Raw genomic sequence first — 17,418 nt, 5'->3', positions numbered from 1 at the left:
TCAGAGAGTGTGGCCTGGTCATGCATCGGTTGCCTCCCGGGCGGACTGGTGGCTGGTGGAGGTTGGGCGCATGTCTACCGGGCCGGTGGGTGATGTTCGGGACGGCCAGCTGGCGGGGCGGTCACGTGGAGCGCAGTCACGTCCGCGGCGCCGCCGGTGCCCGTGCTCTGCGGTGCGGTCGCGAACAGCCCGAGGGTGGCGCCGATCCACCGCCCTTCCGTCGCGGTGAATAGCGGGCCGATTGGGCGTGGTGGCGCGAACTGGGTGGCGGCGAGGAATTGGCAATGCCCGTCCTGGCCGACCTCGACGCCGACCGCGACCGGCGCGCAGGTGCCGTCGGCGAGCGTGGGGACCGGTACTGCGAGCGCCGCGTCTCGCTCGGGTTCGTCCTCGGCTGCCGTCCGGTGAACCAACGCGATACCGTGCCGCGTGCGTTCCAGGCCGATCCAGGCGTAGGTGTTGCCCAGGATGGTCAGCCCGGCTCGCGCACCGATCGTGGCGCCAGCTAGGCGCAGGGTGGTGGTGGCGCGGAACCGGTCGGCGGGCAGCCGCTGGCCGAGGACGTTCGGCAGTCGGCGGAGGTCACCGGCGGCGTCAGCGGGCACGCAGGCCAGCCACAGTCCCCCTCCCGGCTGAAGGCGCCACCACCCGGGCTGTGGGTTGGCCGCCCACGCCCACTGGCGTCCCAGGGTCGGTCCGGTGAAGTTGTCACTGGCGGCAGGTGCCGTGGGGGGCAGGGCCGCAGTCGCCGGCTTGGCGTGGGATAGGACGGGTTGGCCGGGACCGCCGCCGGCGGGTGTCCCGATGGCGGGCCATCCGTCCGCGTCCCATCGCATGGGTTGCAGGTGTACGACCCGCCCGTACGCGCCCTTGTCCTGGAAGTGTAGGAACCAGTCCTGTCCGCTCGCGGTGGTCACCCAGGCGCCCTGGTGCGGTCCGTTGATCGGGGTATCGCCCTGGACTAGGACGATGCGGTCCTCGTAGGGGCCGTAGATGTGGCGGGATCGGAAGGCTGACTGCCAGCCGGTGGCGACGCCGCCGGCCGGGGCGAAGATCCAGTACCAGCCGTCGTGGCGGTAGAGCTTGGGACCCTCCAAGGTGCGGTAGCCAGGCAGCGCGTCGCCATCGATGATGTGCCGCCCGCCGTCGAGCAGGGTGGTCGCGCCGGGATTCATCCGGTGGCAGGTGAGTTTGTTGTTGAAGCCGGCCCGGCTCTTGGCCCACGCGTGCAGCAAGTAGGCCGAGCCGTCGACGTCCCACAGCGGGCAGGGGTCGATCAGACCGCGGCCGGCCTTGAGCAGGTGGGGCCTGGTCCAGGGGCCGGCGGGGTCGGTGGCGGTGATGACGAAGATGCCGCGGTCCGGGTCGGGGTAGAAGATCCAGAACAGGCCGTTGTGGTGCCGGATTGCGGGTGCCCAGACCCCGCAGCCGTGCTGGGGGGTACTGAACGCCTCAGCCGGTTCGAGGCGGTGCAGGGCGTGGCCGATGATCGTCCAGTTGACGAGGTCGCGGCTGTGTAGGATCGGCAGGCCCGGTACGCGGTGGAAGCTGGAGGCGACGAGGTAGAAGTCGTCGCCCACGCGGATGGCGTCGGGGTCGGACCAGTCGGCGTGCAGTACCGGGTTGCGGTAGGTCCCGTCACCGTTATCGGCCACCCAGGGCGGTTTGACCGCCGCCGCCAGGTCGATGTCGGTGTAGGAGGTCATGCTCTGCCGTCCGCGGTGGCGGGCGCCGAGGGGATCAGCGGCAGTCCCAACTCGCCGAGGCGCACCGCGCGTCCGGTGCGCAGCGACTCGTTGCCGGCGACGCCGACCAGGACGCTGGCGGCGCCGTCGACGAATCCGGCCCGCCGGTGCAGCGGGTCGTCGGTGGGCCCGCGGAACACGTCGTCGAGCAGCATCCCGTCACCACCGCCGTGGCCGCCGGTACCGGCGGGAATCGGCACCTGTTGCGCGGTCTCCCAGTGCCGTTGCAAGAGCAGCCGTGTGCCGCGTGGACGGATCGGCGCCGGATCGGCGCGGTGGATCTCGACGGCGCTGGGGTCGACCACGACCCCGCCGGCCGTCGCACCGTTTGTGGGTGCCGAAACATGACCGCGTTCGACGACGTCCAGCTCGATCCGCCCCGCGGTGCCGTTGATCGCGACCCGATAGCCCTCCCACGGGCTGTGCGCGTGCAGGGTGTAGGACATCGACGCACCGCAGTGGTAACCGACCACGACGTTGAGGTTGTCCTCGATGGTGATGCCGTCAGAGAACACGTGCCGATCGCGGATGTAACCGTCCAGGTGTTCGCCGTCGCGGTACATCTGGCGCAGCAGGTCGTCAGCGGTGATGTCGAAGCCGAACGGGTCCCCCGGCGCGGTGGCGTCCCGGGATCGGTCCGGGCGCGGCGCCAGTCCGCGGCGGCGGGCGTTGTCCGCGCCGTAGAACCGTAGCCCGCCGAGGGCGAAGACCACTGACGGCTTGTCGTCCAGCCACCAGTTGACCAGGTCGAAATGGTGGCTTGCCTTGTGTACCAGCAGGCCGCCGGAGGTGGCCTTGTCCCGGTGCCACCGGCGGAAGTAGTCGGCGCCGTGCACGGTGTCGAGGCACCACTCGAACGTTACCGAGGTCACCTCTCCGATCGCATCGCCGGCGATGAGCTGGCGCACGAGGCTGTTGCGCGGTGAGTACCGGTAGTTGAACGTGACGGTCAACTCACCGGCGCCGGCGGCCAGCGCGTCGCCGATCTGTTGCAGCCCGGCCACGTCGGTGGTCATAGGCTTTTCTACGACCACGTCCGCGCCCTGTCGTAGTGCCGCGCTGACGTACCCTGCGTGGGTGGCGTCCGGCGAGGTCACAATCACCACGTCGGGCCGCTCCCGGGCCAGCAGGGCGTCGAAGTCACCCGGCGCGTAGTGCGGCACCCGCAGCTCCGGCCGGGCCTGTTGCACGATGCGGTCGTGGTAGGCCATTCGGACGTCGTTGGTGTCGCAGAACGCCACCGGATAGCCGACATCGGCGTGCGTGTCGAGCAACGCGCCGAGGTACATCCGGGCCCGGGAGCCGGTACCGACGAACGCGTACCGGCGTTCCGCCGGTCGCTGCTGCTGTGCCATGACAGGGATCCTCAGTGTGAAGTCGGGCGCTATTTCAGGCCCGTGGTGGCGATGCCCTTGATGAGGTATTTCTGGCCGGCGATGAAGAACCCGATGACCGGGGCGAGGGACAGGAACGACATGGCGAACATCTGTCCCCACTGGGACTGGCCCTCGGAGTCGATGAACTGCCGCAGCGCCAGCGGCACCGTGTACAGCTCGGAGTCGGTCAGGTAGATCAGTGGGCCGAAGAACTCGTTCCACACCGAGATGAACGTGAAGATCGCGGTGGTCGCGAACGCGGGCAGACTGAGCGGCATGATGATGCTCCAGAAGGTGCGGAACGGTCCGCAGCCGTCGATGCGTGCGGCGTCGTCGAGTTCCCGGGGCAGCGCCCGCATGAACTGCACCATCAGGAAGATGTAGAACGCGTTGGTGGCCAGGAAGTTGGGTACCAGCAACGGATAGTAGGTGTTGATCCAGTCCAGCTTGGCGAAGACGATGTACTGCGGGACCAGCAGCACATGCCCGGGCAGCATCATGGTGCCGAGCATCAGGGCGAAGAAGAGCTTGCGTCCGGTGAAGTTCAGCCGCGCGAAGCCGTACGCGGCCAGCGAGCAGGACACCAGGTTCCCCACGATGCTCAGCACCACGATCACCAGCGAGTTGACCAGGTAGAGGCTGAACGGGTGTTCCAGGGCTGTCCAGCCCTCCGGATAGTTGCTCAGGTCCCACCGCGCCGGCCACAGCGACAGGTCGGTGAAGATGATGCCGTTGGGCTTGAGGGAACTGGAGACCAGCCACAGCAGCGGATACATCATCACCGCGCCGACGAGGCAGAGCAGCACGTGCCGGGTGAACCGGGACCGGCGGCTGCGGCCGGTATGTCCGACGGGACCGTCGTCGGGGCGTGCCGGCGCGATGGGCGGCGGGGCCTGGGTGGCGAGCGACATCGCTGGACCTCAGTTCTCGTAGAAGACCCAGTACTTGGCGGCGAGGAAGTTCAACGCGGTGAACGCGGCGATGATGATCAGCAGTACCCAGGCCATCGCCGACGCGTAACCCATGTTGAACTGGGAAAATCCCTGCTGGTACAGGTACAGGTTGTAGAACATCGTGGAGCCCGCCGGTCCGCCGGTGCCGCCGCTCATGATGAACCCCTGGGTGAACGTCTGGAATGACGTGATCAGGGACTGGATCAGGTTGAAGAAGATGATCGGACTCAGCAGCGGCAGCGTGACGGAGCGAAACTGGCGCCATTTCGTGGCTCCGTCCATGGCGGCGGCCTCGTAGTACATCGTGGGTATCTGCCGCAGCCCGGCGAGGAAGATGACCATCGGCGAGCCGAAGGTCCAGATGTGCAGGATGATCAGCGTGGTCAGCGCGTGGTCCGGGTCGGTCGTCCAGCCTGGGCCGTCGATGCCAAGCCAGCCCAGGAAGCCGTTGACGATGCCATCGAAGCCGAAGATGTACTTCCACAGCAGGACGATCGCGACACTGCCGCCGAGCAGCGACGGCAGGTAGAAGATCGCCCGGTAGATCGGCAGGCCCTTGATGCCGTGGTTGAGCATCATCGCCACGACCAGCGCCACGACCAGTGACAGCGGTACGGACACGAAGGTGTAGATGAACGTGACCTTCAGCGACTGGCGCAACAGCGGGTCGTTGAGCATCTCCTGGAAGTTGTCCAGGCCGATCCACCCTGGAGTGTTGAGCAGGTTGTAGTCGGTGAACGCCAGGTACAGGGAGGCAAAGAACGGGATGACGGTGAAGAGCATCCCGATGAACCACGGCAGCAGAAACAGATAACCGGCCCGGTCCTTGCGCCGCCTGGCCGGCCGAGGTGGCGGCGCGGTTCGCGGGGCCGGGTCGGCGGGTACCGCCGACCCGGCAGTTGCGCGTGTTGTCGTGCTCACGGTCGACCGGTCCAGAGCAGGGATGCCCTCGTCACTTGCCGAGTGCCTTCCGGCCAGCGTCGATGAACGCCTTGGCGGCCTGTTGCGGCGTCTGCCGCTTGAACTCGACCTCCGTGGCGAGCGACTCCAGGCTCGACTGGATCTTGCTGGAACCCGGCGGGTACGTGTAGGAGCGGGGCAGGCTCTCCTTCTGCAGGCCCGCCAGGTACTCGGTGGCGACCCGGTCTTCCGGTTTGAGCGTGGGCTTGAGCTCCTCGGCGATCTTTGAATTGGGCGGCACTCCACGGGTGGTGCCGGTGGCCTTGGACGCCTCGACATCGTTGACCAGGAAGTTGAGCAGTTTCAGCGCCTCATCCTTGTGCTTGGAGGCGGCCGCGATCGACCACAGGTGCGGGCAGTCGACGGACTGCCCACGCCGCTTGCCCTGCGTCTCTCCCGGCATGCGCAGCAACACCAGCTCGCCGCCGGCCGCCTCGTTGTACGACAGGAAGTTGTTCGTCGGGATGATCTGCGACGCGATCGAGCGCTTGGCCAGGTAGGACTGCGCGGCGGACGAGCCCACGTCCTCGATGAACCCGGCCGGCGGGAAGCCGCCGACGGCGCGCAGCTGGTTGCCCAGGTCGAACCAGGCGGCGACGGTGGCCTCACTCGCGCCCAGCGCGCCGTCGGCGGTGTAGAAGTCCTCACCCTGCTGGCGGGTGAACATGATGAGGTTTGCCAGGGTCGCGTGGTCGAAGTGGGTGCCGTACACCTTCTTGCCACTGGCCTTGGTAATCGCCTGCGCGAACGTGGACAGGTCGGCCCAACTCCACGTGTTGCCGTCCGGGATCGTCACGCCGTACTTGTCGGTGAGGGTCTTGTTGACGACGAAGCCGATCGCGTTCAGGCCGGCCGGTACCCCGTACGTCTTGTCGCCCACCGTGGCCAGCGTTCGGGCGCTCTCGCTCAGACCGGCCAGGTCCACCGCGCTGGCGTGCTGCCCCAGGTCGAGCAGCGCGCCGCGGTCGGCGTACTCGCGCAGGCTGTCCATCCGCATCGCCATCACGTCCGGCGGGTCGCCCGCCGCGAACCTGGTGGCCAGCTTGTCCTTGTATGGCCCACTGTCCTGGTACTCGATCTTGACAGTGACGCCAGGGTTCTTGCTCTGGAAGACGTTCAGGGCGGCCTGCGTCTTCTCGGCGCGTTGGACGTCGCCCCACCACACCATGTTCAGCTGGACGGCACCACCTTCGGGCTCGTCGTCACCGCCGCCGAAACCTCGGCCGCACGCGGCCAGGCCCAAGCCGAGGCCGGTAAGACCGGCCATCCTCATCAGATCCCGGCGGCTCACCTGCATCGGAGCAACTCTTGAAGGTCGATCGGTCATCGGGGGTTGCAGTCCCTTCACGAAAATGCCGGCGAACCGGCGTCACGACACACAGTCGGTAGTGATCTCCAAGGCCAGACCACGAGCGGCCGCGGCTCGACCTGCCCGAACGGGCAATGGTCGAGCGGGACGCCCGGGCTGGGTGTTGACGGGGGCCGCTGCCATTGGCAGCGGCGGACGGATCTGTCCACTGGCGACGCCCGCTTACTACACGCGTGAGCGCCGGGACGTCAGCGAGTACGACTCGGTCCATCACGTTCGTCGTGGAGTTGGTGCCGGGACACCGCTCCCGCAACAGCCAATCGCACCTCCTCGTTCGAGTCGACGGCTCGGGCACGCGGCCCGACGTTGCCGGACAGGTTACGACCGAGTTTCCAGTTACGTCAATCCATGAAATAAACCTGCTCCGAGATTACCGAAAGCCATTGACTGTAATCTGTGCCCTCCCTACAGTGGTGCCCCACAGCCATCCACGGTCGAGGGCCGCGCCGGGAACCGCGCCCCACCAGGTCGAGCGCCACGACGGCGGCTGATCCAGTCGGCATATCGCCGTTGCTCAGCCGTGGACCGACATGTCCGGCAACCCGTGGACTGGCGCCCGCTTCCTCGAGTACCGCAACACCGGCCCAGGCGCCGGCAGCAACGACAACCGGCCCCAGCTCACCGACGAACAGGCCACCACCTACACGGTCCGGCACTACCTCGCCGGCGACGACGGCTGGAACCCCACCCCGCACTAAACCCCACGGCACCACCAACACCACCAGATAACCCCCACAGGAAGGAACAACACACCGTGAGAACGCCCCCACGCTCACGTCGCCACCGGCTCGCAGCGCTCGTGGCAGCGGCGACGACGCTGCCACTAGCGGTGCTCACCGCCACCGTGGTGGTAACGCCGGCCAACGCCGCCACCGTCTTCAGCGACGACTTCCAGGACGGAGACACCACCGGCTGGTCAAAGTCCGGCGGCACCTGGAGCGTCGTCACCGACGGCTCCCAGGTGGTACGGCAATCCAGCACCACCACCGGCAACGCCCGCTACTTCGCCGGCGACACCAACTGGACCGCATACACCGTCCAGGCCCGGGTCAAACCGATCAGCCTCGGCTCCGGCGGCCACGCCAGCCTCCTCGCCCGCGCCACCGGATCCACCAAGTACTACCGACTAGCCCTGCTACCCGGAAACCAAGTACAGCTACAGGCCGTCGACGGCAGCACCACCACCGTCCTGGCCAGCGCCTCCCGCACCATCACCACCGGTACCTGGTACACACTGTCCATCCAGGTAGACGGCAACACCATCCGCGGCACCATCGACGGCAACACAATCGGACAGGGCACCAGCACACTCGTCAGCACCGGCCGAATCGGACTGCAAACCGGCTACTCCGCAGCCGCCTTCGACGACATCACCGTCACCAACAGCGGCACCACACCCACCACCCCCCCGACCAGCGAACCACCCACGAGCCCGCCACCGGGCGGCGTGCCCTACTCCAACGTTCCGGATGGCTTTGCCCGTGGGGTAACCGGCGGCGCCGGCGGCCAGACCGTCACTGTCACCAACCAGGCCCAACTCGACCAGTACGTGACGGCCACCGAGCCCTACGTCATCCGGGTCGCCGGCACGATCAACATCAGCCCGAAGGGCACCGAACTGCGGGTTGCCTCCAACAAGACCATCATCGGGGTGGGCACCAGTGGCCACATCGTCGGCGGGGGCTTCTTCCTCCGGGCGGGGGTCAGCAACGTGATCATCCGCAACCTGACCATCCGTGACACCCTCATGCCCGACGACGACCCCGGTGACGACAGCTACGACTACGACGCGATCCAGATCGACACGGCCGAGCGTATCTGGATCGACCACAACCGGCTGTCCCGGATGAACGACGGCCTGCTGGACAGCCGCAAGGACACCACCAAGATCACCGTGTCGTGGAACCACTTCGACACCAACAACAAGACCTTCGGCATCGGCTGGACCGACAACGTCACGGCGCAGATGACCGTCCACCACAACTGGTTCCAGAACACCAAAACCCGCAACCCCAGCGCGGATAACCTGGCGAACATCCACTTCTACAACAACTACCTGCAGAACACCGGGAACGGCCACTTCGTGCGCGGACTGACCAAGGCCGTCGTCGAGAACAGCTACTTCGACACCGTCAAGGACCCCTACTACGTCGAAGCGGGCGAACTCGTCCAGCGCGGCAACATCCTCGTCAACAGCAGCTGGGGCGACGGGAAGGTCAAGGAGAAGGGAACCGCCTTCGACCCGCGCAGCTTCTACTCCTACACCCTGCACGACGCCGAGGACGTACCGGCGATGCTGCGCACGTACGCCGGCCCGCAGGCCAGCATCGGCAACTAACAACCAACCCGAACCAACGCGCCTACAGCGTGCCGGTCGGTGGGCGATTCCCACCGGCCGGCACGCCCGCGTGTACTCGCCTGGGCTCTGCATTTTGCATACCTCCCATCCCTGTGGTGTCCGATCACCTGCGCTCCTTCGCCCTCGGGACGGCTTTCCCGTCCCCCTCGGCCGGACGTGACCCCGGCGATTACTACGAGCGCTCCGTCGCCGTAGGGCTCGCACCCCGTAGCCGATCCCGCGTTCGTCTCTGTTGCATGTGACAGCACGACGTATACGACTCACTCATCTCCTTGAATGCCCTCGCTGGGCATCGCCCTGCGCCCCGGAGGTTGCCCTGACCGCGCTGTAAATCCAGGACAGGGCGCGGCGGTTCCAGGCGTCATTTCCGGCGGATGGTACTTTTCATCGTCTGGAGATTGGGTTTCGAGCAGTCCAGCCTTCGCCATATCACGCGGGTCCCACGACGCGTCACGTCAGACGCCTGCCCATGACCGCCGGTTTCCTGGCATGCTCTTGTCTCATCGCCTTTGAGCTCCGGGTATGCCATCAGACCCAAAGCCTCGCTGCCGCCGCGCACCTCAGTGAGGGCGCCGACGTGCCGCACGGGTCCGTGCCGCCGCGCCCCGTTGCCTCGCCGGGAGTGTGGGGCAACATCAAGGGAAAGTTGCGGCGCGGGGCTGCGGCGCGAGTTGTCTCGCCGTGGCCCCAAGCCGCCCGTGCCCGAGCGACTCGAACCGTCGTTGGCCCGGGTGGAGTACCGCAGCGAGGTGATCCGCGCAGGCACGACCGTGAGTCTTGACCGCGGCTCGCTATCCGGATGGCTGCACGCCGCGCCGGCGTCTCCGTGGGTGACGGCCACCGCTGTTGTGAGTGGGCTGCGGTTTGTGGCGGGAGCTGGGCGGCGACTGGCCGGACGGGGCGCGGTGGCGAGCCTTGGCCGAGGCGGACCGACTGGTCGAGCTGCCGTCCCGGGTGGTCGAGCCGACCGGTGAGCTGATGGCCGAGCTGGACCTCCGGGCATCCGCCATCTTGAGCTCCGGACGTCGGTTTCAAGATCGAGCTAGCGGCGCGCGTCGATACATGGTAGGAATCTGCCAGGTGTCTTCATCGCTAGTAAAAATTCCTCCAATGGAGGTCTGGATGAGACGGGTCATGGCCGGTCTGGCCTGCCTCGTGCTGGCGGTCGCCGGTACGGCGGTGGCCATCGGGCCGGCGCGGGCGACCCTCGCCGACAACCCCGCCGCCCCGGCGTCGCGGCCGGTCGCCGGGGCGCCCTCGCTGGTGGCGGCCGGGCCGCAGCCGGGCACGTTCGCCGGTCGGGGTTTTGATACGTGTGCGGCGCCGTCGCAGTCGGTCATGAACGCGTGGCGGGCGAGTTCGCCGTACCGGGCGGTCGGGGTCTATATCAGTGGTGCGAGTCGCTCGTGTTCCCAGCCGAACCTGACGGCGACCTGGGTGAGCAACCAGACCAGCAATGGTTGGCGGTTGATTCCGATCGAGCTTGACCGGCAGGCTCCGTGTGGTACTCGGACGCCGAAGATGTCCAGCGATCCGGCCACGGCGCGGTCCCAGGGGGCCAGTCGGGCGTCCAGTGCGGTGGACGCGGCGCGGGCTCTCGGCATTGTCGCCGGCAGCACGATCTACAACGATATCGAGCATTATCCGTCGAACGCGTCGTGTAGGGCTGCGGTGCTGTCGTACCTGTCTGGTTGGACTGAGCGGTTGCACGCGCTCGGTTACCTGTCGGGGATGTACTCCAGTGGTTCGTCGGGGGTCGCGGACCTGTGTGGTGCGTACAACGACCCGGCCTACACGCGGGTGGATCAGCTCTGGTTCGCGTGGTGGAACGACGCGGCGGATCTCGATGCTGGTCCGTACTGTCCAGCGGGGTATTACGCCGATCGTCAGCGGCTGCATCAGTACGCTGGTGATGTCTACGAGACCTGGGGTGGCGTGCGGATGCGGATCGACCGCAACTATCTCGACGTCGCAGTCGACGGTGGTGGTGGGGCGCCGCCGGTCTGGAGTGCGATTGTGGACAATGCGACGGCGGGCCGGTTCACCGCGAGTGCGGACTGGGGTACGTCGGCCTATTCGAGTCAACGGTACGGCGGTGACTACCGGTTCGCGGATCCGGTTCTGGCCAGCGATGTTGCCTGGTTCAAGGTGAGTGTTCCGGAGACCGCCAGTTATGAGGTTTCCGTTTGGTACCCGGCCAATCCGGACTACAACGATTCGACCCCGTTCGTTGTGGCTACCACCGGTGGTAATCAGACGGTGCGGGTGAACCAGCGGGTCAATGGCGGCGGTTGGGTGTCGCTTGGCGTCTTCGCGCTGGCGGCTGGTGACGGGGACAAGGTGGGGGTGAGTCGCTGGACGTCCGGCACCGGCTACGTCATCGCCGACGCGGTCCGGATCACCCGGGTCTGAGTACCTCGTCCCGAGTCGGCGCTGGTTCTCGCTCGGCGGGACCGCCACCCCGACGCGGGTCGGGATGCGGCGAGGCGGATCGATTAGTTGATATTGACCGATGCAACGCCCCTGGTTAGCCTGGCGAATGCCAGCCTGGTCGGGGGGACCAACGGCGGCGGAGGAGCTGAGACCGGTTATGCGGGGGTTCGGAGTCATCTGGTCCGGGCAGCTCGTCACGCTGATCGGCAACTCCGTGCTCCGGTTCGCCTTCGTGGTCCACGCCTGGGCCGCCGGGGAGCAGGTGACCCGGGTCGTCCTGCTCTCCCTCTGCGCGGTGCTGCCACAGGTGCTGTTGAGTCCCACCGCGGGCGCGCTGGTGGACCGGTGTCGCAAGCGGACCGCGCTGCAACTCGCGGACATCGGTGGGCTGCTCACGGTGGGTGCGCTGTCGGCCGTCTACTTTTCGGGGGGGCTGCGGCTCTGGCAGATCTACCTGGCGGTCGCGCTCCTCGGCACGGCCGCCGCGTTCCAGTATCCGGCGCTGTCCTCGGCGGTTCCGCTGCTGGTGGCCAAGCACCAGCTCCAGCGCGCCAACGGCCTGCTGGGCACGGCCCGGAGCACTGCGGAGATCTGCGGGCCGGCCCTGGCCGGTGTGCTGGTCGCGACCTCCGGGCTCGGGGTGATCCTGGTGGTGGACCTGGTCAGCTTCCTGCTCGCGCTCATCTCCGTCCAGGTGGTACGCCTCACCGAACCGCCCCGCGACGCGTCCGCCGCCGGACCGCGCCGCAAACTCGCCGCCGACTCGCTGGAGGGCCTGCGCTACCTGTTCGCCCGGCCCAGCCTGCGCGGCCTGATGCTGGTCGTCTTCGTGGTCAACCTGGTGATGGTCTTCGGCTACGCCATCGTGCAGCCGATGATCCTGGCCCGGACCGGCAACGACACCTCCGCCCTGGCGAGCGTCATGAGCAGCATCGGGATCGGCGGCATCGCCGGTGGACTGCTGCTCGGCGCGTGGGGCGGGCCGACGTCGCGGATCCGGGGCATGATGCTGGGCGTCGTCGGCATGTGCCTGAGTTCTCAGATCGTGATGGCGGCGGCGCGCGACGTGATCGCCTGGTGCGCGGCCATCCTCGTCGGCGCGCTGCTCATGCCGATCGTCAACGGCATGATGCAGGCGATGATCCAGACCAAGGTGCCGGCGGACCGGCAGGGCCGGGTGTTCGGCGCGGTGATGTTCGTGTCCCAGATCTCCGCGCCGTTGGCGATGGCCTTCGCGGGCCTGGTCGCCGACCGGGTCTTCGAGCCGCAGGCGGCCGCCGGCAGTGGACTGGTCGGACTGCTCCAACCGGTGGTCGGCACCGGGCCGGGCAGCGGCATGGCGGCGATGTTGCTGATCGCCGGGGTGTGCGGGACCGCCGCCGCGGTGTGGGGGATGGCCAACCGGACTGTGCGCGACATCGACGTACTGATTCCCGACCTTGACAGCGTCGCCGAGGAGAAGGAACTCAGAAAGGTACCGACATGAGAACCGACCTGTTCCAGCCGAACCCATGTCCGACGAGTTGCCCCGGGCGCTCCTGAGGTGGGACCGGGAGTGGGGCTTGAGGCGGCGGCCGACCGCTGCGTACACGAGTTGTTCGAAGAGCGGGTCGCGCGGACCCCGACGGCGACGGCGCTGGTGTCCGGCCCGGAGTCGGTGAGTTACGCGGCGCTGGACGCCCGCGCGGACCGGCTGGCCCAACGCCTGGTGGACACCGGCGTACGGCGCGGCGACCTGGTCGGGGTGCACCTGGAGCGCGGCATCGACCTGGTGGTCGCCGTCCTCGCCGCCCTGAAGGCCGGCGCCGGATACCTGCTGCTCGACCCGGCCTTTCCGGCGGACCGGCTGCGCGGCATGGCGGGGGATGCCGGCGTAGCGGCGGTGCTCGTCGGCAGCGACCCGACGGCGCACCGGCTCGGGGTGCCGGCCCAGACCGTCCCGGTGGACCGGAGGTCGGGACGGTTGCTGCCCCGGGGCGCAGGTCGGGCCCGGCCCGGGGACGTGGCCTGCGTGATGTTCACCTCCGGCTCCACCGGCCGCCCCAAGGGTGTCGCGGCGCCACATCGGGCGATCGTCGGCACCCTCACCGGACAGGACTACCTGACGTTCAGCCCCGAGTCGGTGTGGTTGCAGTGCGCCCCGGTCTCCTGGGACGGGTTCGTGCTGGAGCTGTGGGGCGCTCTGCTCTCCGGCGGCACCTGCGTGCTGTACCCCGGGCAGCGCCCGGATCCGGTGGTGATGGCGGAGCTGGTCGCCCAGCACGGCGTCACCACGATGTACCTGTCCAGCAGCCTGTTCAACGTGGTGGTGGACGCGTACCCGGCCGCGCTCGCCGGCGTCCGCGAACTGCTGGTGGGCGGCGAGGTGCTCTCACCGGCGCACGTCGGCCGGGCGGTGGACCGCTTCCCCCGGCTGCGGCTCGGCAACGGCTACGGCCCGGTCGAAGCGATGATCTTCGTGACCACCCACCCGGTCACCGGGGCGGACGCGGCGCGGGCCTCGGTGCCGATCGGCCGACCGCTGGCGGCGAAGCACGCGTACCTGCTCGACGAGCGGCTGCGGGCGGTGCCGGACGGCGAGGTCGGCGAACTGTACGTCGCCGGCGTCGGCCTGGCCCACGGCTACCTGCGCCGTACCGGGCTGACCGCGGAGCGGTTCGTCGCCGACCCGTTCGGGGCACCGGGCGAGCGCATGTACCGGACCGGGGACCTGGTCCGCCGGGACGCGGACGGCCGGCTGGAGTTCGTCGGCCGGGCGGACGCCCAGGTCAAGATCCGGGGCTTCCGCGTCGAGCCGGCCGAGATCGAGGCGGTGCTGGCCCAGCATCCCGCGGTCGAGCGGGCCGCCGTCGTCGCCACGCCGGACGGGCAGGGCGAGCGGCAACTGGTGGCGTACGTGGTGCCGCGCGGCGGGCGGGAGTGGGCCCCCGACACCGACGAACTGCGTACCCAGGTCGCCGCCGTGCTGCCCGACTTCATGGTGCCGTCGGGGTTCGTCGCGGTGGACACGCTGCCGCTGACCGCGAACGGGAAGCTCGACCGGGCGGCCCTGCCGGAGCCGGGTCCCGCCGACACGGTACGCCCCAGGGCGTCGCGTCCACCCGGTACCGAGGGGGAGAAGGCGCTGTGTGAACTCTTCGCCGAGGTGCTCGGCGTGCCGTCGGTCGGTGTCGACGACAACTTCTTCGACCTGGGGGGCGACTCGCTGCGGGTGGCCCGGCTGCTGAGCCGGGTGCACGCCGTGCTGGGCGACGGGATCGGCGTACGGGCGGTGTTCGAGACTCCCACCGTGGCGGCACTGGCCCGGCAACTCGGCGATGTCCGCCGGCCGGAGCCGGCGCCCTCGGCCGAACCGGACCGGTCCGTGGTCACCGGGACACCGCCGGAGCCGGCGCCGGACTCGGTGGCGCCGGGCGGACTGCCGCTGTCGTACCCGCAGCGGCGGCTCTGGTTTCTCGACCAGGTCGACGCGGGCATCGCGTACAACATGCCGATCCTCATCCGGCTGCGGGGTGAGGTCGACACCGAGGCGCTGCGGGCCGCGCTGCACGACCTGGTCGACCGGCACGAGGCGCTGCGTACGATCTTCACCGCCCGGGACGGCGAACCGGAGCAGCGGGTGCTGCCGGCCGGGCAGGCGTGGTCCGACGTCGCCGTGCTGCGGGTCGTCGACGACGCCGAGCTGGCCGGACAGGTCGACCGGGCCGCCCGGCACCGGTTCGAGCTGGGCGGCGAACTCCCGTTCCGGGCCGCGCTGTTCACCGACGCCGCCGACCCGCACCGGCACGCCCTGCTGCTGGTGATGCACCAGATCGCGGCGGACGGCTGGTCACTGGCGCCACTGCTGCGCGACCTGTCCCGCGGGTACGCCGCCCGGCGCGTCGGCGCGGCACCCGAGCCGCCGACCAACCCCGGCCGGTACGCCGACGTCGCACTCGACCAGCGCGAGCGGCTCGGCGACCCGGCCGACCCGGACAGCGTCGCCGGCCGGCAGCTCCACTACTGGACGTCGGTGCTGGCCGACCTGCCGGGCGGACTGGCCCTGCCCCGGCGGCCGGACCGTCCCGCCGCACCCGGGCCCCGGGCGGAGACCGCCGTCCGAGACGTGGACGCGGCCCGACACGCCCGCCTCGTCGAACTGGCCCGGCGGCACCGGGGCACGCTCTTCATGGTGCTGCACGCGGCGCTCGCCGTGGTGCTCCGGCGCGCGGGCGCGGGCGACGACATCGCCGTCGGCGCTCCGATCGCCGGCCGCACCGCTGTCGCCCCGAACGACGTCGTGGGCTTTTTCGTGAACATGTTGGTGCTGCGTACGGACCTCTCCGGCGACCCGACGGTGGACGAGTTGCTGGCCCGGGTCCGGGACGCCGACGTGGCGGCCTTCGCCCACCAGGACGTGCCGTTCGAGCAGGTGGTGGCGGAACTCAACCCGGTCCGGTCGCCCGGCCGGCATCCACTGGTCGATGTCGTGCTGGCCTTGCAGAACAACGCCCGGGCGGACCTCTCGCTGCCCGGCGTCGAGACGAGCGTGCACGTGGTACGCACCGGCGCGGCCCGGTTCGAACTGCTGGTGGACGTGACCGACGACTACGGTCCGGGCGGTGTTCCGGCCGGGATCGCGGTGACCGTCGAATACCAGGCGGACGTGTTCGAAGCGTCCACCATCCAGTGGCTGGTGGACGCCCTGGTACGGGTGCTCGACGCGATGGCCGACGCCCCCGAGACCCGGCTCGCCGCCCTCGACGCCCTGGTGGAGCCGCCAAACCGGACAGCCGAACCGGTGACGCCGCCCCGACCGGCGCCCGGATCCGGCGGTCACGTCGCTCCGCGTACCGGGCTGGAACGGCGGTTGGCCGAGATCTGGGCCGACGCGCTGGGCGTACGGCGGGTCGGCGTACACGACAACTTCTTCACCCTCGGCGGGAACTCCCTGCGGGCGGTACGGGTTGCCGCGCGGATCTCCACGGTGGAACGGCTGCCGGCGACCGCGGCCACCGTCTTCGCCGCGCCGACCGTCGCCGAGCTGGCCCGAGCCCTCGCCGAGGCGTCGACCCGGGCCGAACCGGGGATCCCGCGCCTGCCCCGGATTCCGCGAGCCCGCCCCGCGGGTCCCACCGCTGGTGAGGAGTGAGCCGATCCCATGCAGCTCAGCGTGATGTTCTTCGGCGCCGACGACTCCGACGGCGACACCAGCCACGTCGCCAAGTACGACGACATCCTGGCCATCGCCCGGGCCGCCGACGCGCTCGGGTTCACCGCCGTGTGGACGCCCGAACGGCATTTCCAGCAGGTCGGGCAGGTGTTCTCCAGTCCACCGGTGCTGGCGGCGGCCATCGCCGTCGCCACCGAACGGGTCGAGGTGCGGGCCGGGAGCGTCGTGCTCCCGCTGCACCACCCGCTCCGGGTGGTGGAGGACTGGGCGGTGGTCGACAACCTCTCCCGGGGCCGGATCGGCGTCTCCGTGGCCACCGGCTGGCACTCCACCGACTTCGTTCTGGCTCCCGACCACTACCACGACCGGCGACAGCGGGCCCTGGCTGACATCCCGCTGCTGCGCCGCCTCTGGGCTGGCGAGGCGGTCGAATTCCCCGACGGCACCGGCCGACCGGTGGCCGTCCGACCCCAGCCTCGGCCGGTGTCGCCCCGGTTTCCACTGTGGATGACCACCTCGGGCAGTCCGGAGACCTGGCTGGCGGCGGGTCGGCTGCGTACCAACGTCCTCGGCGCCACCATCGGGCAGACCAGGGAGGAGTTGGCGGAGAAGATCCGGCGCTACCGGGAGGCGTACCAGGCCGCGCCCGTACAGCCGGGCAGCACCGACCGGGGCACCGTCACACTGATGGCGCACACGTACGTCGGGGTGGACGACGCCGAGGCGATGCGCCGGGTGAGCGGGCCGCTCCGGGCCTATCTCCGGTCGTACGTGGCGCAGACCGCTGCGAACCGGGCGGGTGACGGCCGCGCCGCCGCACTCACCGCGCAGCAGACCGACTCGCTGGTCGAATTCGCCCGACAGCGCTACCTGAGCTGGGGGAGCCTGCTCGGTTCGCCGGAGACCTGCCGTCGGTCCCTGCTCGACCTGCGTGATCTCGGCTGTGACGAGGTCGCCTGCTTCGTCGACTTCGGCCTCGACCGCGCGGCGATCCTCGCCGGCCTGCACCGACTGGCCGACCTGCGCAAGGAGCTGATGGACCAATGACCGAGCGAAGCATCGGGTTCGGTG

Annotated in this window: 11 protein-coding genes; 6 read left to right on the top strand and 5 right to left on the bottom strand. The window is 69.3% G+C overall.

Annotation, left to right across the window (positions count from 1 at the left end; genetic code table 11):
- Positions 1-74 precede the first annotated feature (74 nt).
- Genes ACSMXO_RS25180 through ACSMXO_RS25160 form a run of 5 tightly spaced genes read right to left on the bottom strand, consistent with a single transcriptional unit; the run spans position 75 to position 6,331 of the window.
- The gene (locus tag ACSMXO_RS25180; protein WP_455414029.1) at positions 75-1,706 is read right to left on the bottom strand and encodes a glycoside hydrolase family 43 protein; all 1,632 of its coding nucleotides are present in this window, start codon (positions 1,704-1,706) and stop codon (positions 75-77) included.
- The gene (locus ACSMXO_RS25175; RefSeq protein WP_346262206.1) at positions 1,703-3,100 is read right to left on the bottom strand and encodes a Gfo/Idh/MocA family protein; all 1,398 of its coding nucleotides are present in this window, start codon (positions 3,098-3,100) and stop codon (positions 1,703-1,705) included. Before ACSMXO_RS25175 ends, ACSMXO_RS25180 begins: the two co-directional genes overlap by 4 nt.
- Before the next feature lie 29 nt (positions 3,101-3,129).
- On the bottom strand, positions 3,130-4,032 hold the full coding sequence (locus tag ACSMXO_RS25170; RefSeq protein ID WP_455414028.1) for a carbohydrate ABC transporter permease: 903 nt from the start codon (positions 4,030-4,032) through the stop codon (positions 3,130-3,132).
- A gap of 9 nt (positions 4,033-4,041) precedes the next feature.
- A complete protein-coding gene (locus ACSMXO_RS25165; RefSeq protein ID WP_455414027.1) occupies positions 4,042-4,995 on the bottom strand; it encodes a carbohydrate ABC transporter permease in 954 nt (317 codons plus the stop codon).
- A 31-nt stretch (positions 4,996-5,026) separates the two neighbouring features.
- On the bottom strand, positions 5,027-6,331 hold the full coding sequence (locus tag ACSMXO_RS25160) for an ABC transporter substrate-binding protein (RefSeq protein ID WP_455414026.1): 1,305 nt from the start codon (positions 6,329-6,331) through the stop codon (positions 5,027-5,029).
- A gap of 602 nt (positions 6,332-6,933) precedes the next feature.
- Here ACSMXO_RS25160 and ACSMXO_RS25155 point away from each other — a divergent pair.
- From ACSMXO_RS25155 to ACSMXO_RS25130, 6 genes are all read left to right on the top strand, one after another.
- Entirely contained in the window at positions 6,934-7,101 is a 168-nt protein-coding gene (locus ACSMXO_RS25155; protein ID WP_455414025.1) for a hypothetical protein, read from the top strand.
- A 101-nt stretch (positions 7,102-7,202) separates the two neighbouring features.
- Positions 7,203-8,741: a pectate lyase family protein gene (locus tag ACSMXO_RS25150; RefSeq protein ID WP_455414024.1), complete on the top strand. Its 1,539-nt coding sequence runs from the start codon at positions 7,203-7,205 to the stop codon at positions 8,739-8,741.
- A gap of 1,143 nt (positions 8,742-9,884) precedes the next feature.
- Positions 9,885-11,174, top strand: coding sequence for a glycoside hydrolase domain-containing protein (locus ACSMXO_RS25145; protein ID WP_455414023.1), 1,290 nt, complete (start codon positions 9,885-9,887; stop codon positions 11,172-11,174).
- A gap of 178 nt (positions 11,175-11,352) precedes the next feature.
- Positions 11,353-12,681, top strand: coding sequence for an MFS transporter (locus ACSMXO_RS25140; RefSeq protein ID WP_346262213.1), 1,329 nt, complete (start codon positions 11,353-11,355; stop codon positions 12,679-12,681).
- A 69-nt stretch (positions 12,682-12,750) separates the two neighbouring features.
- The gene (locus ACSMXO_RS25135) at positions 12,751-16,326 is read left to right on the top strand and encodes an amino acid adenylation domain-containing protein (RefSeq protein ID WP_455414022.1); all 3,576 of its coding nucleotides are present in this window, start codon (positions 12,751-12,753) and stop codon (positions 16,324-16,326) included.
- Between the two features lie 9 nt (positions 16,327-16,335).
- A complete protein-coding gene (locus ACSMXO_RS25130; protein ID WP_346262215.1) occupies positions 16,336-17,394 on the top strand; it encodes a MupA/Atu3671 family FMN-dependent luciferase-like monooxygenase in 1,059 nt (352 codons plus the stop codon).
- Positions 17,395-17,418: the final 24 nt, after the last annotated feature.

This window comes from Plantactinospora sp. DSM 117369, assembly GCF_053764795.1.
Note: the sequence above shows the minus strand (reverse complement) of the source record. Positions and strands in the feature narration are given on the sequence as shown.